This window comes from Pseudobutyrivibrio xylanivorans, assembly GCF_008935055.1.
Taxonomy (GTDB): domain Bacteria; phylum Bacillota; class Clostridia; order Lachnospirales; family Lachnospiraceae; genus Pseudobutyrivibrio; species Pseudobutyrivibrio xylanivorans_A.
This window is the reverse complement of sequence record NZ_CP043028.1, coordinates 657,812-677,558: the sequence shown is the minus strand read 5'-3', so window position 1 is coordinate 677,558 and position 19,747 is coordinate 657,812. Positions and strand designations below refer to the sequence as shown.

Annotated in this window: 14 protein-coding genes; 11 read left to right on the top strand and 3 right to left on the bottom strand. The window is 38.7% G+C overall.

Annotated features, from left to right (window positions below; all coding sequences use genetic code 11):
• Window positions 1–2 precede the first annotated feature (2 nt).
• The 11 genes from FXF36_RS03025 (at window position 3) to FXF36_RS02975 (ending at window position 13,990) form a co-directional block, all read left to right on the top strand.
• Complete coding sequence (locus FXF36_RS03025; protein WP_151622406.1) at window positions 3–2,891, top strand: glycosyltransferase; 2,889 nt, start codon at window positions 3–5, stop codon at window positions 2,889–2,891.
• The gene (locus FXF36_RS03020) at window positions 2,884–3,849 is read left to right on the top strand and encodes a glycosyltransferase (RefSeq protein ID WP_151622405.1); all 966 of its coding nucleotides are present in this window, start codon (window positions 2,884–2,886) and stop codon (window positions 3,847–3,849) included. The genes FXF36_RS03025 and FXF36_RS03020 overlap by 8 nt, the downstream gene beginning before the upstream one ends.
• A 117-nt stretch (window positions 3,850–3,966) precedes the next feature.
• Window positions 3,967–5,640, top strand: a complete 1,674-nt coding sequence (locus FXF36_RS03015; RefSeq protein ID WP_167511265.1) for an ABC transporter ATP-binding protein — start codon at window positions 3,967–3,969, stop codon at window positions 5,638–5,640.
• A 9-nt stretch (window positions 5,641–5,649) separates the two neighbouring features.
• Entirely contained in the window at window positions 5,650–6,756 is a 1,107-nt protein-coding gene (locus tag FXF36_RS03010) for a DegT/DnrJ/EryC1/StrS family aminotransferase (protein ID WP_151622403.1), read from the top strand.
• Between the two features lies 1 nt (window position 6,757).
• Complete coding sequence (locus tag FXF36_RS03005) at window positions 6,758–7,408, top strand: NeuD/PglB/VioB family sugar acetyltransferase (RefSeq protein ID WP_151622402.1); 651 nt, start codon at window positions 6,758–6,760, stop codon at window positions 7,406–7,408.
• A gap of 186 nt (window positions 7,409–7,594) precedes the next feature.
• Complete coding sequence (locus FXF36_RS03000; protein ID WP_174819705.1) at window positions 7,595–8,818, top strand: UTP--glucose-1-phosphate uridylyltransferase; 1,224 nt, start codon at window positions 7,595–7,597, stop codon at window positions 8,816–8,818.
• Window positions 8,819–8,830: 12 nt separating this feature from the next.
• On the top strand, window positions 8,831–10,252 hold the full coding sequence (locus tag FXF36_RS02995) for a sugar transferase (protein ID WP_151622401.1): 1,422 nt from the start codon (window positions 8,831–8,833) through the stop codon (window positions 10,250–10,252).
• Between the two features lie 69 nt (window positions 10,253–10,321).
• Window positions 10,322–11,206: a glycosyltransferase family 2 protein gene (locus FXF36_RS02990; RefSeq protein WP_151622400.1), complete on the top strand. Its 885-nt coding sequence runs from the start codon at window positions 10,322–10,324 to the stop codon at window positions 11,204–11,206.
• Window positions 11,206–12,171 (top strand): glycosyltransferase family 2 protein, encoded by a 966-nt coding sequence (locus FXF36_RS02985; protein WP_151622399.1) that lies wholly within the window; start codon window positions 11,206–11,208, stop codon window positions 12,169–12,171. Before FXF36_RS02990 ends, FXF36_RS02985 begins: the two co-directional genes overlap by 1 nt.
• 138 nt (window positions 12,172–12,309) lie before the next feature.
• Window positions 12,310–13,191 (top strand): hypothetical protein, encoded by an 882-nt coding sequence (locus tag FXF36_RS02980; RefSeq protein WP_151622398.1) that lies wholly within the window; start codon window positions 12,310–12,312, stop codon window positions 13,189–13,191.
• A 1-nt stretch (window position 13,192) separates the two neighbouring features.
• Window positions 13,193–13,990, top strand: coding sequence for a Cof-type HAD-IIB family hydrolase (locus FXF36_RS02975; protein WP_151622397.1), 798 nt, complete (start codon window positions 13,193–13,195; stop codon window positions 13,988–13,990).
• Here the strand turns inward: FXF36_RS02975 and FXF36_RS02970 are convergent.
• Genes FXF36_RS02970 through FXF36_RS02960 form a run of 3 tightly spaced genes read right to left on the bottom strand, consistent with a single transcriptional unit; the run spans window position 13,980 to window position 19,430 of the window.
• Complete coding sequence (locus tag FXF36_RS02970) at window positions 13,980–14,672, bottom strand: hypothetical protein (RefSeq protein WP_151622396.1); 693 nt, start codon at window positions 14,670–14,672, stop codon at window positions 13,980–13,982. The genes FXF36_RS02975 and FXF36_RS02970 overlap by 11 nt on opposite strands.
• Window positions 14,673–14,696: 24 nt before the next feature.
• A complete protein-coding gene (locus FXF36_RS02965; RefSeq protein WP_151622395.1) occupies window positions 14,697–17,201 on the bottom strand; it encodes a hypothetical protein in 2,505 nt (834 codons plus the stop codon).
• Window positions 17,202–17,213: 12 nt separating this feature from the next.
• A complete protein-coding gene (locus FXF36_RS02960) occupies window positions 17,214–19,430 on the bottom strand; it encodes a hypothetical protein (RefSeq protein ID WP_151622394.1) in 2,217 nt (738 codons plus the stop codon).
• Window positions 19,431–19,747 lie beyond the last annotated feature (317 nt).

Here is a 19,747-nt window from a genome sequence, read left to right as displayed (position 1 = left end):
GAATGGGTAATGTTATGAAGCAGGTCTCAATAATTGTTCCAGCCTACAATGTTGAAAATTTCATAGACGATTGTTTAGGCTCGATTCTTGTTCAGACCTATTCTAACATTGAAGTGATTGTGGTTGATGACGGTTCCACTGACTCAACCAGAGCACATATTGATGCTGCAATGAGGCGGGATAAGAGAGTTCGAGGCTTCTATCAGAGCAATTTGGGTGTGTCTGCTGCTAGAAATTTTGGCATTTCAAAGGCCTTTGGTACCTATATCATGTTTGTTGATGGGGATGACTATATTGCCAAAGATGCTGTAGAGACTATGGTTGCAGCACTGGAACAGACTGATGCTGACTGGGTTAACTGCCAATATAACAGAGTGGATGATAAAGGCCAGCAGCTTGAGGCCTATGATTTTATCGAGGGGCTTCATAGTACACAGACTCAGGAAGAAAAATTCAATCTGATAAAAGGGGAGCTGATTGATTATTTAATCGGTTACGAGGTTTGGAACAAAATCTACAAGGCATCCATTATCAGTGAGAATGGAATCTGCTTCAATCAGGATTGTCACATGGGTGAGGATTTGGCTTTTAATATTTGTTATGGATATTATGCCAATAGCATTAATTGTATCAAGCCTAGACCATATTTTTATAGAGTACGTACTGATTCTGCAATGGGCAGTCTCCATAGTCTACGGAGGAATTTCGAAGAGCACCTACAGCTTGTTAAAGGAATTCAGCCACAGTTTGAAGCTGTTTTTACAGGCAAGATTAGAGAAAAGTTTTATCAGTTGTTTTGTAAGCTGATGATTCATGCCAGCTTTGGCTATACAATCGAGGAGTATGCAAGGGTTGCAGCAGCTGTAAACGATGATTATTTTTTCAACTTGCTTGAAGTTGCATTGTCACATAAGGAAGCCTTTAAGGAATTTCTTGAAGCGGACAAGGTAAATTGCTATTACCAAAACGGTCTGTTTATTCAGACCAATTTAAAACATGCATTTCTTATCATGGCTCATGGTGAGTTTGAGTCTCTCAAATATTTGCTGCAGGCATTGGATGATATTAGAAATGATATTTATTTACATATTGATAGAAAGACCAGATTCGCGGACTTTAAAGAAATACGTTCGTGGGTGAAAAATGCTGGTCTCTTTTTTGCGCTTAGAGTGGATGTGAGATGGGGTGATATTTCATTTGTTTTGGCAGAGATGGTTCTGTTGAAAACAGCTACGAAACATGGCCATTATAAGTATTATCATCTAATTTCTGGAATTGACTTTCCACTTAAATCACAGGATGAGATTCACAGTTACTTAGCAGAAAAGAATCAGGAATTCGTTTCCTACCACCATGATGGCGAGTATGGAGATGATTTCATGTACAAGATAAAGTACTATTATCCTTATGCTCGTTGGGTTGGCAGAGGCTATCATGATGGCCCAGGCAAGAAAAAGGCTTTGCTTCGATGGCTAACTAAAAGAAGTTGGGCATATGTTGACAGGCAGGCAGCCAGAGGTGTGGATAGGACAAAGAAGTATCCGGAATTGGACTTTGTAAAGGGAGATAACTGGTTTTCAATCACAGATGATTTGGCTAGATATACGTTAGAAAATGAGTTAAAGATATACAGAATGTATTGGTTTACCAATGCACCTGACGAGATTTTCCTTCAGACACTAGCTATTAATTCAAGGTTCAAAGACAAGGTTCCTGGCAATTGTTTGAGATATATCGATTGGAACAGGGGGAATCCATATGAGTTCGTATATACGGATTTAGAAGATTTGATAGATTCAAAGACCTTGTTTGCGAGGAAGATATCTTATGTGAATGAACCTAGGTTGGTGCGGGGATTAGTAGCTTCCATAAACGGTGGCTCGCAAGGCCTTTCTCATGAGGCAAACAATTCACAACCATTGGTTTCAATTATCGTACCTATGTACAATGTGGCAGAGTATCTTGGCAAATGTCTTGATTCTATTATGGGACAGTCATATACCAAACTTCAGATTCTTTTGATTGATGATGGCTCGACGGACAGGACCGCGACTATCGCTAAGCAGTACGCCAGAATAGATTCACGCTTCACATATATTCATCAGGAAAACAAGGGCTTGTCGGGAGCTCGCAATACTGGAATTGAAAATGCAAATGGAGAATATATTGCTTTTGTAGATTCTGATGATTGGATTGAACCGGATTATGTGAGTCACATGGTTCAGGATGCTTTGAAGACAGATGCTGATATTATTATTTGTGGATATGTAGAAGAAGGGGGAAGCTGCAGACAGATTTCACTTGATAAATCTAATGGCTTTTCAAGAACTTCTGCGATGAGAATACTTGGAAATATATTCACCGAGGATTATCTTGCTATGATTGTGGCTTGGAACAAGCTATATAAAAAGCAGGTGTTTGATAAGGTACGATTTGCAGTTGGAAAGATTCACGAGGATGAGTTTGCAATTCATAGAATCATAGATGAGTCAAAGCTCATCTGCACAGTGCCAGAGCCCCTATATCACTATAGAATTCGCACTGATGGTATCACAGGCAGCAAGCACACAGATGACATAAGACATTTTGATGTATTTGAAGCTCACCAGGATAGAGTGGAATGCTGTAAGAATCAGTTTTATGGTGAGTTTTACCGTTTAATAGTATATTCAATGTTTGAGGAACTGATTCAGCTGATGTTCAGATATAGCGACGAGGCATACAAGAAATATCATTTGGATAATCGATTCAGAAAGCTTTTGCTTAGGGAATGTATTAGGCACTATCGTCAATTGGATAAACATCAGAAAAGGGAATATCTGATGGCAATAATTAGTCCAAGGGGATATGTGAAAAGAGCGAACGGAATAATGGAGACCAAAAGTGAGTAACATAGATATAAGCGTGGTAGTAGCGACCTACAAGCAAGAAAAATATATAGGGATGACCTTGGACAGTATACTGGCTCAGAAGTTTTCTGGTTCAATTGAGGTAATTGTGGGGGACGACTGCTCGCCAGATTCCACAGGTGAGATAGTACGTAAATACGGTAATGAATATTCTGATATTATCAAAGCAATTGTTCGTCCAAAGAATCTTGGTGCTTTCAAAAATTTTGAAGACTTGCTTACACGCGCGCAAGGTAAGTATATTGCATTAATTGAGGGAGATGATTACTGGATTGACGAAAATAAGCTGCAAGAACAGTTTGATTTCATGGAAGCCAATCCAGATTATGTAGCCACCTTTGGAAAGAGCATTATTGTTGATGAAAACAATGAGCGTCAGGTAGAAATGGAGCAGTATATTAAATTTGCAGAAGCGGGTGAATATACTATTGATGACTTTGATAATTATCTTCTTCCAGGCCAAACTGCTAGCTCATTTTATCGTAAAGACGGCTTCATGAAGGTGTACGAGGTGGTGAGGGCTATTAAGACTGGAAGGCTCAGAGTTTTTTGTACTTTGACAGACAGATTGCTTGTGCTTTCTATACTTGCAGCAGGACGTATCAACAAGTTTGATACATACTATAGCGCTTACAGATATATTTTGGATCCAAGCAGTAATTCATGGTCTTCAAAAAATGATTTCTTCAATTTCAGGAATGAAGCAAAATTTTTGATTAGCCTTCATGAGCTTGAGAAAATAGCGAGATTTGTTGGCATGAAGCTGAACTATGACGATAGGCGAAGATACGAATTTGCAGTAATTGCAGATAAAAAGGGAGAATTAAATTTTCTACAGGTAATAATCCTAAGAGTGATAGATTTCATTACCTGCAACAATAAGGGCGAGTTTATTAAGTTTATGGTGGAGAGAAAAAAAGCTTATCACGCCGCAAAATAAAGTTATGAGGATGTTGCTTTGGGAAAATATAAGAACAAGGTTTTAAATTACAAAGAGGGAATAATTAAAAGACTGTATTTCAATCTCAAATGGATATACGGCTTTTTTCATGATTTTGTGGGTAGGATTATTACCTATATATGTATTGAATTAATCCACATGGTTGTGGGATTTATCATTACCTATAAAATAGGCTCAATTGTGGATGATGCTTTAAACCAGAATGTGTCTAAGACTATTATCATGGGTGTATTGTATGTTGGACTGTTTATCTTAAATGCTGCAATTAGTATTGGAGCCAACAGATTTGGTGCATGGAACTATAATTCTATGCAGTCATACCTTGTCAAGAAATTATACAGGAAGGTTATGCGCGCTGATTGGGAGGAGCTAACCAGATTCCATTCTGGAGATTTAATTACCCGTCTTACTAATGATGCTAAAACAATTTCGGGAAATGCCAATGGTTTTCTTACTACCATTATCTCTTGCACATTGATGATATTAGCATCGTTGGTAGTTATCCTCATCAATGACGCCAGCATGATTTTGGTTGTAATTATTGTGGCACCGATAATAATGTTTTCTTCAAGAATTTTTATGAACAAGATTTATGAGTGTCAGTCTAATATAAAAGCCATTGAGAGTAAGGAGAACTCTTATCACAAGGAGTCATTCCACAATATTCAGGCAGTTAAAGCATTTGGACTTGCAGACGAGTTCTATAAGCGAATTCAAGTGCTTGAGCAGGAAAGATATACTGCTGATATGAAGTCTAATTTCTTCTCACTTTTGTCATGGGGCGTTACATATATAAGTGGAATTTTATCAGCAATTATCTGTATATCATGGGCATTCTACAGAGTGAATACTGGGGCTATGACTTTCGGTGACCTCACTGTTGTAATTATGATGGCCTATAGAATTGCTATGTCTGGAAAGAGCCTCTTGAATTTGATACCAATATCTCTGGAACTTACAGTTTCAACTGAGCGTGTCCGTGAAATCCTTGCAATACCAGATGAAGAGGAAGTAACATCGCCAGAGTATGCAAAGCTTGTTGAAAAAGCGGGGGATTCTGGTGTAACTGTAAAGGTAAATGACATGTCTTTTGCCTACAAAGATAGTGATGGCAGACAGATTTTTGATAAGGTTTCTATGGAGGCATATCCAGGAGAAATTATTGCTCTTGTTGGTCCATCTGGCGAAGGTAAGACAACTATGCTTAGAATTCTTCTTGGAATATTAAAGGTTCAGGATGGGCAGGTATATGTAACAGTTGAAGGAGATGATTCAATCCGAAGAGAACTTTCTCCAGAGACACGTTCTCTCATCGCATACGTTCCACAGGGAAATACGATGCTTTCTGGTACTATCGAGGAAAATATGCGCTTAATTGCACCTGAGGCAACAGATGAGGAAATCATTGATGCCCTTAAGCAATCATGTGCTTATGATTTCGTTCAGAAGCTTCCGGATGGAATTTATCATAATGTTGGCGAGAGCGGAGTTGGATTTTCAGAGGGACAGAATCAGCGTCTTGCCATAGCACGAGCAATTCTTCGCAAGACCCCAATTCTTCTTATGGATGAGGCTACCTCGGCACTTGATGTCGCAACAGAGCGAAGAGTCCTTAGCAATATCATGAAAAAGGACAGCAAACGCACCTGCATTTTGACTACCCATCGCCCGAGCGTATTATCCGCCTGCGACAGGGTATATCGTATAAGCGATAGTCATGTTAATGTGATAAATGAAGCTGAGATTCAGCAGCTTATGAATGAATTTTAGGAGTGAGTTATGGATAAAAAAATATATGTGACAAAACCAGTGCTTCCTCCCATAGAAGAGTTCGTTGAGTATCTTGAAAATGTTTGGGAGACACATGACCTTACAAATTTTGGGACATATACCAAGCAGCTTATGCTTGAATTGATGGATTTTTTTTCAGAGGATTATTTGATTCCAATGTGCAATGGTCACATGGCACTGGAGATGACACTTCAGGCTATGGAGTTGTCTGGCGAAGTGATTACCACACCTTACACATTTGCGTCAACTACACACGCCATTGTTAGAAACGGGCTAAATCCAGTGTTTTGTGACGTTAGAGAATCGGACTGCACAATTGATGTAGACAAAATTGAAGCATTGATTACCGAGAAAACCTCAGCAATTGTGCCCGTACATGTTTATGGAATTCCCTGTGATATAGAGCGGATTGAGGCAATTGCAAAGAAGCATAATTTGAAAGTAATCTACGATGCAGCCCATGCATTTGGTGAAACGGTAAACGGAAAAAGTATATCCTCATTTGGTGATGCCAGCATGTTCAGCTTCCATGCCACAAAGGCTTTTAATACCATTGAAGGCGGCTGTTCGGTTGTGCGAGATATAGAAACTCTTACACGTATTTATCAGCTTCATAATTTCGGTATTATGGGTGAAGAGAGCGTTGAGTTTGTAGGCGCTAATGCAAAAATGAATGAGTTTCAAGCAATTATGGGCTTGTGCAATCTTAAGCATTTTGAGGAAAATAGGCAAAAGCGCAAAAGGTTGTTTGGATTGTATATTGAGTCCTTAAAAGATGTGGAAGGAATAAGGTTGCTTTCGTATGATGACGAAAGTGTTGAGTATAATTACACTTATTGCCCTATTTTTGTAGATGAAAACAAATATGGAAAAACTCGGAATGAGCTTTACCAAGTGTTGAAAGACAGAGGGATTTTTGCAAGAAAATATTTCTATCCAATAACAAATGAATTCGCTTGTTATAAGGAGTGTGGATTTAGTGGAAATACACCGATAGCAAAGAAATTATCGGAGCAGGTTCTTACTCTGCCACTTTATTCTGATTTGAGTGAAGAGGATGTAGTTAGAATTACAGACATTATTAAGGAGATATAGCATGATACTTGGTATATATGGAGCGGGAGGAAATGGAAAATTAGTTGCAGATTTGGCATTATATGAAAATGAAGCAGAATCCAAATGGGACAAAATAATATTTGTTGATGATGTCGTTGGAGTCGAAGAAAAATATGGGCTTGAAGTGTACACATTTAGTGAAGTGCGAGAAAAAATAAAACCACAGGATATTGAGATGGTCATTAGCCTTGGAGAGCCTTGTGATAGAGAGTTAGTATTTGAAAGAATAAAAGAGGCTGGTTATTCGTTAGGGCAAGCAATTTCACCAGATGCTTATGTGACTAAGGACGTTAAAATTGGTGAAGGTGTCATTATTTTTAATTGCTCAGTCGGAAGCGATGTTATTTTAGGAGATAATGTTTTCGTGTCTGAGGGGGCTTTGATAGGTCATGACATTACTATTGGACCACATGGAGTAATTGGGGCTCGGGCATTTGTAGCAGGTCATTGTCAGTTAGGAGAGCAGGTGTATATTGGGCCATGCGCAGTTTTGCGTGACAGGATAAAAATTGAAGATACTGCGGTTGTAGCAATAGGTGCTGTTGTGTTTAAAGATGTTTCAGGAAATTCAATAGCTATTGGAAATCCAGCACGCTCTATGAAAAAAGAAGAAGGGTACAGAATCTTCTAAAAATGAGGATTGTAGCTTAATACTCAACAACTTTAATAGGTGTGTCAAATAACCATTATGCAACATAAAATATATGGTTTTTTATGCACATTTTTTGACTGAAAGATAGTATCATATATACACTTGTGTGGAGTTTGTGAACAAAGTGTGTTCACAACAGATTTTTTAGTAGGGAGATAGAGATATATGACTAAAGAAAAAGCAATTGAACTGTTAGAGAGCAGGGGGCAGGGCCATGTAATGAGAGGCTTCGATGGCCTTTCAGAGGAAAAGAAAGCGGCTTTCCTTGCACAGATTGAAAATATCAATTGGTCAGATTTTGAACTTATCGGTAATGATTCAAATGATGCACGTGGCGAGTTCACTGTTCCACCAGCAATCGAGCTTCCAGAGATCGAGAGTAGAAAAGCTGAGTTCGAGGCAGCAGGTCTTGAGGCTATCAAGAAGGGCGAGGTAGGGGCTGTTCTTCTTGCTGGCGGAATGGGCACACGTCTTGGTTTCGATTTGCCAAAGGGATGCTACAACGTTGGCCAGACACATGATCTTTACATTTTTGAGTGCCTTATCAATAACCTTATGGATGTTGTTAACAAGGCAGGCGCATTCGTTCCTCTTTACATCATGACATCAGAGAAGAATGATGCTGCTACACAGAGCTTCTTCAAGGAGCACGATTATTTCGGATACAATCCTGAGTTTGTAAAGTTCTTTATTCAGGATATGGCTTGTGCAGTTGATTACGATGGCAAACTTCTTCTCGAGGAAGAGGGCCGTCTTGCTACATCACCAAACGGAAACGGTGGTTGGTATGCATCAATGCTCAAGGCAGGTCTTAAGAGCGATATCCAGTCAAAGGGCATCAAGTGGATTAATGTTTTTGCGGTAGACAATGTTCTTCAGAGAATTGCTGATCCATTGTTCATCGGTGCAACAATCCTTGGCAACTATGTTTCAGGTTCAAAGGTAGTTCGCAAGGTTGAGCCAGCAGAGAAGATGGGACTTCTTTGCTTAGAGGATGGCAAGCCAAGCATTGTTGAGTACTACGAGATGTCAAAGGAGATGTCTGAGGCAAAGGCTGAGGATGGAAGCCTTCTTTACAAATTCGGCGTAATTCTAAACTACCTCTTCTCAGTTGAGAAGCTTGACGAAATCGTTGACAACAATATGGTTGTTCACGTAGTTGAGAAGAAGATTCCATTTGTTAATGAGGCAGGAGAGAAGGTATCGCCTACAGAGCCAAATGGTTACAAGTTTGAGCTCCTCGTACTTGATATGATTCATATGATGGATAACAACCTTGCGTTTGAGGTTGACAGAGTTCATGAATTCGCACCTATCAAGAATCTTCATGGGGTTGATTCGGTTGATAGTGCAAGAGAGTTACTTGAGAAGAATGGCGTTGTATTGTAAAGGGTTGGTCTAATGTATAAGAGAAAGAAAAAGTTTTGGGCAAAACATTGGGATTTCATAACATTAGACACTTTAGCTTCGCTTCTAGCATTGATAATCGCATTGTTTTTCAGATTTGATAAACTTGTTATGACGGATGTTATTCCTCATGAGTATCTGTATGAGAACGTCCTGATAATGATTGTCTTTGTAAATATTTTGAATTGCGCGTTGCGAGATCCCTACACGGGAATCGTACATAGAAGAAAATGGCAGGAATTAATGGCTGTCGTTGTGCATTCGTTTGTTAACCTTGCTGGTATACTGATTTTTCTGGTTGCCTTCAAGTACACAAACAGCATTTCGAGAACAGTCATATTTGCATGGTTTGGATTGATGGTCCTCTTCATGTTTGCCTTTAGAATTATTTTTAAAAGAATTATTCGTATGCGCAAGCACGACGATAGCACAAAGTCTACAATGCTTGTCATTGCAGACTCAGGTACAATCAATCACTGTCTCAGCCAGTTGGCAGCATCAGATTATGTAGAGTACAAGGTAATTGGTTGTGCAATCATCGACAAGGAATGGGTTGGAAAGAAAATCCAGGGTGTTCCTGTCGTTGGTACCTGTGATTCAGTTTTTGAATTTATTCGTACAAATGTTGTTGATGAGGTTTTCATCGACGGAAAGAATAGATATAGTGAGGAGCTTTTAGCTGAGCGCCTTACTGATTTGGGATGTACAGTACACATTTCACTTATCCATACTGAGCATTTGATGAAGAACCGTACTATCGAATACTACGGCGATTACATCACAATGACTACCAGTATGCACATGGCTACAAATCGCGAAGCATTCTGCAAGCGAACAATCGATATTCTTGGTAGCTTGGTAGGGTTGGTTTTTTGTGGAATCGCTTTTATTTTCCTGGCACCAATTATCAAGATTCAGGCACCGGGCCCTGTGTTCTTCTCACAGACTCGTATCGGAAAGAATGGTCGTCGTTTCAAGTTCTACAAGTTCCGAAGCATGTACACCGATGCTGAGGAGCGAAAGAAGGAACTGATGGATCAGAACGAGATGAATGGTCTCATGTTCAAGATGGAAAATGATCCTAGAATTTTCCCAGCTGGACACTTCATCCGTAAGTATTCAATCGATGAGCTTCCTCAGTTTTGGAATGTATTGATTGGAGATATGTCATTGGTTGGCACACGTCCACCTACAGAGAATGAGTTCGAGCAGTACGAGCTTCATCATAAGGCTCGACTTGGTAGCCGCCCAGGTCTTACAGGATTATGGCAGGTTAGTGGCCGAAGCAACATCACAGACTTTGAAGATGTTGTTGCCCTCGATACAGAATATATTAAAAATTGGTCTATTCCACTTGATATACAGATTCTATTTAAAACTGTTGCAGTAGTTCTAAAAGGCTCTGGCTCAAAATAGACAAAACACCCTCGTAACGATATAATATTCGTTACGAGGTTTTTTTATGAATATTCTGGAGAATAATAAATGAAAATTACAGTAATAACGCCCTTCTTCGAAGGGGATAAATACATGGACAACTTGATAGATTGCATGCTGGAAAATGAGGCTTCACTGAAAAAAGTTGGACACGACTTGGAACTAATCCTTGTAAATGACAGCCCATGGAAGACACTTGAGGCACCTGCATCAGAGGATAATTTCATTCGCGTCATTACAAATCCGGAGAATAAGGGGATTCATTACAGCAGAGTGGCAGGCCTTGCAGAAGCAACTGGAGATTATGTAATGTTCTTGGATCAGGATGATAGCATTGCAGATGATGCGCTTGTGAAGCTGCTTCGTTTAATTACAAAAAGTGGTGCAGAAGTAGAGGTGGCTAATGCATCATTGGAGCAGGCAGATGGCAGTAAGCTTTTGTGGTACAGAAACTCATATCACAAGACTCTGATTGGAGATTTAAATACGTATTTACGAATTGGAATTCAGATTATATCGCCGGGGCAGTGTCTAATTAAGAAGGATGCAATTCCAGAATTTTGGGAATCAAATATCATGTCAAAAAATGGTGCTGACGATTACTTCCTTTGGCTGTTGATGCTGGCAAAGGGACTAAAGTTCCACTATCATGACGAGGTATTGTACACCCATAGATATACTGCAACTAATCTTTCAGCAGATACTACAGTTACTGACGAGTCAGTATATGATTTTATAGATTTGCTAAATGAATGTGATTATTTCAAGCAGGAAGATATTTTCACTCTTCATGAAATGATTACATACAAGAATCAGTTTAGAGCAAGTGGTACTTTTGGAAAAATCACTTGCTCCCTTGCAAATCTTGGGTTATTCATAGACAATATCAAATTCAAGAAAAAAACGGGGACTAGATACGGGTTTAATCGATAATGAAAGACATAGCGATACTTCTTGCAACCTATAACGGACGGGAATATTTAAGGCAGCAGCTAGACAGCCTTTTTAAACAAACGAGACAGGATTTTAGGCTAGTTATCCACGATGATGGGTCAACAGATGGTACTGCGGAAATAATAAAAGAATATCTTGAGGAATATCCTGAGCGGATTGAGGTTTTCTACGGAGGCTCCTGCGGAGGTGCCAAGGAGAATTTTCTTTGGATGCTTGATAGAGTGGAGGCAGATTATTATTTAATGTGCGATCAGGATGATGTATGGTTTCCCGAAAAGCTAGAACGCTCGATGGAAACTATGGTTGAAGCTGAGGATGAGCTCGCAAAGCTTGAAAGTATAGAGGTGTTGCCTGTTTGTGTATTTACGGATATGATGGTGACGGATGATAAGCTTAATGTGATTTCGGATTCATTCATCAGATACATTGGAAGAAATCCAGCTAATATTGCATACACTCAGATTATCATTGATAATCCCGCAGCAGGCTGCACAATGTGCTTCAATCGAAGACTGAGAGATTTGGTTATATCACTCACACCGATGATTGACTCGGACAATATCCCGATGCACGATGCGCTTATTCTTGAGATTGCGGCGATTATGGGAAAAGTTGTACCAATCGATGCGCCTCTTGTATACTATAGACAGACTGGCCACAACACAATGGGGGCAGTCACTGAATCTGATGGTGACAAAGCAAATCGCAATCTTGAGGACATAAAAGGTGGTAGTTTTTTCGAGAAGAAGAGAGCTTTCGTCAATGAATCCCGGCTCTTTGCTTCAGAACTTCTCGTAGCCGATTGGCTCCCTAAGGACAAGAAAAATGTGCTTATGAGATTTGCAAAAATTGGAGAGAAGGGTAAAATAAAGCGCATGAGTTTTTATGCGAAGAATAACTTCTCGCGCGCCCGTCACAACCTATGGTTTAGATTGTGGGTTTAATATTTAAGTGAGTATAAGTAGCCTACAATCTCTCAGTGCTCTTCACAAGGACATGTAGTCCGGTGAAGAGTATCTGAGGATTGTAGGTGTAACTTATGCGGACTATAAGGTTTGTAGACTAAGAATCTGGAGAATAGTATGAAAAAGACTTTGTTGTATTTAAAGAAACATGCAGACTTTATTATATGTGATTTGTTGGCACTGATTGTAGGTTACTTTCTAGTTGTTCAGCTGAGATATGCGCTTAGACCTGTCCACCATGGTGAACTTTTCTTTGACTATGGTGTTGTATTGACAGGCGTATATCTTCTGATTTTAATTTTGAGTAAGAATCTGTCAGGGGTTATCAAACGAAGCTTCTTTAAGGAGTGTGAAGCCCTGCTTGTGCAGGTATTTGTGAGCTGGGCTTTTTTTACAGCCGCGCTATACTTAGTAAAATCAGCTCAGAACTTCTCTCGAAGTGTATATGCAGCAGCATTTGTTTTCTGCTACTTGTTCCTTCTTGTGGAGAGAAGCGCTCTGAAATGTTTTATTCGCTTTAGTCGCTTTCATTCAGCACTTTGTCCAAAGCTTATTATTGTCTGTGACTCTAATCATTCTCAGGAAGTTATCAAGCGTGTTCTGAAAGGTTCCTTTGAAAATGATTATGAGATTGTTGGCGTTGCTATGAACAATGAGGGTGTTACAGATTATATTGATCATTTCGATTCATTGATCGGTCTTGACAAGCTTGAGGAGTTTATTGCTGACAAGAAGATTGATGAGGCCTTTATCGAGGTGGCGGATGCAGGGGTAGAAACACATGTAATCGATCTTTTGCTTAAGCATAATATTATTGCTCACCGCAGTTTGCAGGAAAGCACAATGAATTATGTTGAGCAGGGAATTGAGGAAATCAGTGGACATTTTGTAATAACTGTTCGCGATACGCAAGTATCCTTTGTAACAAGGGCAGAGCGTCTTGAGACGAAGCTGTTTAGAATGTTTACAAGAAAAGAAAAAGATTGGCAAAAGGATTAGAATGAAATCAGCAGTATTTTTTGATATCGATGGTACACTTTGGAATTACGATAAGTATATTCCAGAAAGCACAAAGCTTGCTATAAAGAAACTTAGAGAAAACGGTCATCTTGCTTTTATCTGCAGTGGCAGAGCAAGAGCATTTATAAATGACCCAGATTTGTTGGCACTCGGTTTTGATGGAATTGTTTGTTCCTGTGGATGTCACATCGAGATAGATGGAAAGATTATCTATCAGAAGATTATTGATAAGGACTTCGCAAAGAAGACAATTGAATTGATTAGGAGCTATGGCATCAGACCTATTCTCGAAGGTCCTAAGAAAATTTATATGGACGATGAGGAATTTGGCAATGATGATATATTTGGAAATATCTTAAGACGTGATGTTGGAGACAATCTGGTAGGAGTCAACGGTGAGAACTATGGCAAATGGGAAATCAATAAGATGTCATGTGCTACCGATGTTGACGAAGAAAAACGAATGGAGTGCTTTGATAGATTGTCTGATGATTACGCTATAATTGTTCACAGTGATGATGTTTGCGAAATAGTTCCAGCTGGTCACAACAAGGCAACAGGAATGTTGAAGGCATGTGAACTTGTTGGAATCAATCCTGAGAATACCTTTGCTATTGGCGATAGTGAAAATGATTTGGATATGCTCACAGCAGCACACGTAGGAATTGCTATGGGCAATGGTACCGACCGTGCAAAGGCCGCAGCTGATTATGTTACCACAGCCTTTGACGAGGACGGTATATATAATGCTCTAAAGCATTTTGGCCTTATTTCATAATCATTTTTGTGATTTTATCACCTGCTTCATTCAGGTAATAATCGATAACAATTTTGCTTGGGCAGTCAGCCTCTGAGATATTGAGATTTTCAAGTGCATTTTTTTCAGTTGAATAAAGTGAATCCAAAGGGCAGATGATTTCCTCTAAAGCAGTTTCGAGGGTCACCTGCTCTTCGTATTTGTTTTCGGAGATGCTCGTGATCTCATATTTAGTCTGTGGAAGTCCGTCACTGCCAAGAGTGGTTTGGAGCTCATGGCAACGGAGAGTGACGGAAGAGATAATCTTGTTTTCTTCATCCTCTTGTTCATCTTCATCGCCCTCATCATCTTTTTCTTCCTCATCGTTTTTTCTCTCTTCAGAAATTTCTTCAGAATCTATTGAAGTAGAATCATATGATATCTCGACATCATATGATTCTCCTATTTCGTAAGTTTCCAGAATTTCTGTAGTTACACTAGTATCTTCAGTATCATCAGATGGCTCAAGTAATATAGAATCTAAAGAACCTTCCACATCAGTTACCCCCTCGTCGTTGGAAGAATCAGCATTAGCTAGGTTATTATCCGAAGCTTCAATATCAACAGTCTCATCAATCTCAGCAGCCATGACATAGGATTTTCCTATGCCAAGACTTAAAAAAGAACTAGCGAGCAATAATGTAATTATTTTTCTAAGTGTCATATATTTTCCTTTCGTATATACGTATTAATAATTTATAGTGAGGCTATCAAGTTGAATCTTTGCTGTGGCAGGTGATGGAGTGTTACCAGGTGACGTCCAGTTTTGAGCACAGGCGCTTGCTGAAATAACCAGATAGCAATTTTCATAATCAGAATCAGTCCACTGAGCGGGAACCAATCTTACGGTATAATCGTTAGTATATTGGCTGTTGTGGATATCCATATCCTGGGTTCCAACAACAGTTTGTTTATTTGTTCCCATAATCTTTCCGGTGCTGCTATAAAGAGTTATGGAAAGATTTTTGAAGACGTCTTTTGTGTTAATCTTGTTAAAGTTCAACGTAACAGATTTTGCTCCAGCTTTAATTACACCGGCATGAACTGAGCAATACATATTTACATTTGCTTCAGTATAAATACGGCTGGATTTTGAACCAGCTGGCTCATTTACTTTCGAACTAGAAGCAGAAACTAACAAAGAACCAGATGTATTAGAACTATTCAATAGAATAGTCTGATCAGATGAGCCTGTTGTTCTTGCAACACGCTTAACTACTTTGTAGTCATTGAGCTTAGCAGCAAAAACTGAATATACAATTTCTGAATCAGTTGTTGTCACTTTTACTGGAGCATTTGTAATAGTGTGGGTATGAGTAGCATTTTTCCCACAGGTGTAGGTTATGGTAGCAGTCTTCATGTCTGAGTTTAGGGTTGCATCACAATTCCAAGTATGACCTTTTACGTCGCAATCTGCATATGTGGTAATAACTTCCACTGTGCCTGAAACACCGACCTTAGCGGTTACGGTTCCATGACTACCACTTCCGTTTGGACAGTTTGGTGAGTAACTGTCATAAGATTCGAACTGAACATAAAGAGTAGCGTTAGCTCTCTGAGTAGCGCTTAGACTGGAAATGTCAAATCGAAGGCGTCTTGGAGAACTTCCAGTACCCTCACCAATGTAGGTCGGTTCGGGAATTGCTGATTTAATGTTTACACCATTTGATATAAGTGACCAGTTTGAAAGATCAGGCCTGTTGGTCCACTTGCCGTTACCTTGATTTCCGCTTGTGACGGCAAGACTTGTTCCATCAGTAGCGCTAATGATAATATATTTAGCGGTTGGAAGGAATGCAGCACTTCCTACTGATAATGTGGCAGATACACTGGCACTACAGGTCTTTGGACGACCACCATCATGATAGCCTAGATTATCCCAGCAGGCGCAGGACCAGCTATTTTCTTTTTTTTCAATAGCGTTAGGTCCGGCATAGATATACTGGGAAAGAGTACCATTAGCATTCCTGCCAAGATGCTTTGCTTTGAACCGCTCAATATAACCACCTGTTCCGTTGAGCAATGGATTCAAGGTGGAGTTTCCATTTATAAAATTCACTGCAGTATTATTCTTATAGAGCTTATACATATATAGCTCGATTGGTACAGCGTTTTTTCGGCAGTTAACGCTACTATCGCAAAGAAGGTAATTTTCCAGCCCACCACAATAACCTTCTGCCATTCCAATCAGTTCTTCAATATTATCGATAGTATCAAGACCTGTTATGCTGATATTGTCGTTTAAATTTAACCAGGCACCACCACCTTTTCCTGTGCTTACAATATAGTTGAAAAAGTTTTGAGCGGCGTTTCCACCATTACCTTTTACTCCGTCACCACCGTAATTGTTTGCAGCATATTTTGAACGGGCTATGAGCTCGTAGATGGATGGATATTTTCCGGCAAGTGAATTGTTACCCTGGTATCCTCCTGCATTTATATACTCTTTGTACAAAGCTAGTTGATAACTCTCCACCCATGAGGTTTGTTTTGTTGATAGAACATAGCCACTGCCATCAGCGGTTTTAACTTTGTAAAAGGATGCAAGAGTAGTAAGAAGCCAATAATCAGCAGTTTTATTTACGCCATTTACTGTTGCGGAAACTTGTGCAAGCGGCTTACCTACTAAATACTCTGGATGATCTGCTGTTAATTTTAAAATTGCTTCAGAAACATATTTATATTTGTCGGGCTGAGCTAGATAGCTGCACATTATCTCTCTGAGGTAAGCTGTACCACTTGTGTTATCAGAAATCGCTTTGTAACGATTAAGTCCCAACAGCTGTCCGAAAAACTTTGGATTTGCGAGAAGTGTATTGGCAAAGAATGCTTCGAAATCGCCGGTTGATAACGCGATATTGCCATTATTATTTTTGACTACATCACTGACTCTTTTTTCGGTTCCACCTAATCCGAAAAAGGTGTCATCGTATTTATCTACCCAGGAAATTTTTCCTTGGTTTGAGTTTGGACTCCAGGTGCTTTCTTCGTAGAATAGCTTAGCCCACAGCTTTGTTACCAACTCGCTTGTTGTATCAGAATTTTTTGCTAAGTAAGCTGGAATATAATTTCTAAATGGGACAAAAGTATTTGTTGATTCCGCATATACGATATGGCTGGTGGTAGGGAGCGCAAGGCTGAATGCAACAGTGAGAGGCAAAATACCTCGTTTTATATATTTTAAAATTTTCATCTTAGCACCTCACTAAAATGGCTTGAAGCCCTGGCCCTCTATATAGTAGCCATAGCATCCATTTTCATAGCCAAAATTAAATTCCTGGATATTTTCGCCTTCGCCATCAGTGGTGCGTTTGTTTAACTTGTTGATAGCTTCCCAAATCTTGGAATTCTTCTCGTCAAACTCTTTTGATTTTGCATCTAAAGACTGATTCAAATCATTTGTAGTTTTTTCAAGTGAATCGTGCATTTCCTTTGTTTTACTATCAATTGAATCATTAATTTCTTTGGCCTTACCATTTATTGAATCATTAAGCACCTTAGTCTTGCTATTAATTGAGCTGTTAAGTTCATTGGCTTTATCTCCAATGAGGGTGTTTAGTTCCTTATCCTTGCTATCTGAGGTTTTTGCGTTTTTGTCGATTGTATCTTTATTGTTTTTAATTAGAGTATTAAGCTCAGCATCCTTTTTGTTTAAGGAGTCCTTTGTAGTGTTAATAAGTTTTATGGTTTCGTCATGTATTTTATTAAATTCAGAGACTATAGAATTAATAGTATTGCCAAGAGTTTCATGCTTCTCAGTGAATTCCTTTACTTTTGCATTGAGAAGATCAAGAAGATTTTGGTGCTTCTGATTGAACTCAGTTGTTTTGTCATTAATAAGCTTGTTAGTGTCAGAATGTTTTTTATTTGATTCAGATTCTTTCTGCTTGATTAGACTATTTGTGTCATCATTTTTCTTTGTAAGAGCAGAAGACTCCTTACTTATGAGATTTCTAATTGACTCATGCTCATCTGCAAATTCCTTAAACTTTTCATTAAGGTAAGCCAAGAGATTCTTATGTGTCTTGTTGAATTCATTGGTTTTATTTTCAATGAGCTTGTTAGTATCTTTCTGGTTCTTATTTATTAATTCATTCGTTTCATTGTGCTTTTGATTAAACTCATCAGTTCTATCTTGGATAAGTTTGTTTAACTCATCATCTCTCTGCTTAGATTCAGCTGTTCTTTCGTCGATGAGTTTAGAGGTATTTTCCTGATTCTTATTAATCTGGTCAGTAGTCTGCTTATGCTTCTCATTGAATTCATTAGTCTTATCTTCAATAAGCTTGTTAGTATCATTATGATTTTTATCGATTAACGCATTTGTTTCTTGATGTTTTTGGTTAAACTCATCAGTTCTATCCTGAATAAGTTTGTTTAACTCAGCATCTCTCTGCTTAGATTCAGCTGTTCTTTCGTCGATGAGTTTAGAGGTATTTTCCTGATTCTTATTAATCTGGTCAGTAGTCTGCTTATGCTTCTCATTGAATTCATTAGTCTTATCTTCAATAAGCTTGTTAGTATCATTATGATTTTTATCGATTAACGCATTTGTTTCTTGATGTTTTTGGTTAAACTCATCAGTTCTATCTTGAATAAGCTGATTGATTTCTGAGTCTTTCTGTGAAATAAGATTGTTAACCTCAGCATCTTTCTCAGCTATAAGGCTTCTAATCTTAGTATCTTCATCAGTGAAGTATTCAGCCATCTTATCAATGACTTCTCTTAAGTTAAGCTCGCTTTTGATTGTTTCTGAAGCTAAATTCTTGATACGATTGCTAAGTTTTTCATCTTCGCTATCAGAATGATTTCTTAGTTCCTTGAGCGCATGGAAAAAATCTAATTTCATGGAGGCAAATTCTTCCTGAGTAGTTTTGGAAAACTCAGCTAACTGCTCTTTAAGACAATCGTCTTGTTCATCGGAGTAAATACGAAGTTCAGCAATAGCTTTATTAATGCTGACTCTATGTTCATCCTCAGCTGAAATGCTCTGCTTGAGCCATTTATCTAGTTCTTTTATTAACTTTTGAAGCTCTTCATAGTTGTCAGTATCTTTTGTGGAAGCAGTATTTATCTGCACTTGAAGCTGGTTGCGGATGTCAGTCATCTGGGAGTGATTAGCCTGATACTTCTCATCTATGAGTTTGTAGACTACAGCTAAATCCTCTACGTTAAGGACGGAACTACTATCTATATAGTTTGCAATGATAGTATCAAGAGCCTTTTCCTGTGCATCTGTAAAACCAGCTAATGAATCTATGTAATTGTAGACTTCTGCAACTATTTCCTCTTTTGAAAGTTCGTGGGCCTTAGCCTTGCTGCCTAGCAACGAAAGACCTTTAAAGCGCAACAATAATAAAGCGATTAGTGCAATCGCCAGTACCGATAAAAATAGTGCAATTTTATTTAAATTTTTAATCATTTCATATCTCCTTAATTTGCTAAGGAATATGAAAGTGGTATTGATTCAGAAATTCCTATGGAATATTTGGTTGAACCTACCGGATAATTTTTAGAAAAAAGACAAGGGGTAATTTAACACAGAAAAATAAAATGTGCAAGTAGAAATTTTTAAAAAGCGTAATCGGTGTTGTTCTATCACTTGACATAAAGCTATATTTTTCATATCATTAGTTAAGTTTTAAATGCGATGATGAAGAGGAGTAATCAGTGTCGTCCTGTAGAGAGGGTCGCTCACCGGCTGAAAGGTGACCTAGGAGCTGAGCTGACGAAGGTAGC

Bases quoted from the DNA above. Each gene is read 5' to 3' on its own strand.
- FXF36_RS02970 (WP_151622396.1), bottom strand. From the start codon at position 14,672: ATGACACTTAGAAAAATAATTACATTATTGCTCGCTAGTTCTTTTTTA.
- FXF36_RS02975 (WP_151622397.1), top strand. From the start codon at position 13,193: ATGAAATCAGCAGTATTTTTTGATATCGATGGTACACTTTGGAATTAC.
- FXF36_RS02990 (WP_151622400.1), top strand. From the start codon at position 10,322: ATGAAAATTACAGTAATAACGCCCTTCTTCGAAGGGGATAAATACATG.
- FXF36_RS02965 (WP_151622395.1), bottom strand. From the start codon at position 17,201: ATGAAAATTTTAAAATATATAAAACGAGGTATTTTGCCTCTCACTGTT.
- FXF36_RS03005 (WP_151622402.1), top strand. From the start codon at position 6,758: ATGATACTTGGTATATATGGAGCGGGAGGAAATGGAAAATTAGTTGCA.
- FXF36_RS02985 (WP_151622399.1), top strand. From the start codon at position 11,206: ATGAAAGACATAGCGATACTTCTTGCAACCTATAACGGACGGGAATAT.
- FXF36_RS02960 (WP_151622394.1), bottom strand. From the start codon at position 19,430: ATGATTAAAAATTTAAATAAAATTGCACTATTTTTATCGGTACTGGCG.
- FXF36_RS03010 (WP_151622403.1), top strand. From the start codon at position 5,650: ATGGATAAAAAAATATATGTGACAAAACCAGTGCTTCCTCCCATAGAA.
- FXF36_RS03000 (WP_174819705.1), top strand. From the start codon at position 7,595: ATGACTAAAGAAAAAGCAATTGAACTGTTAGAGAGCAGGGGGCAGGGC.
- FXF36_RS03025 (WP_151622406.1), top strand. From the start codon at position 3: ATGGGTAATGTTATGAAGCAGGTCTCAATAATTGTTCCAGCCTACAAT.
- FXF36_RS02995 (WP_151622401.1), top strand. From the start codon at position 8,831: ATGTATAAGAGAAAGAAAAAGTTTTGGGCAAAACATTGGGATTTCATA.
- FXF36_RS02980 (WP_151622398.1), top strand. From the start codon at position 12,310: ATGAAAAAGACTTTGTTGTATTTAAAGAAACATGCAGACTTTATTATA.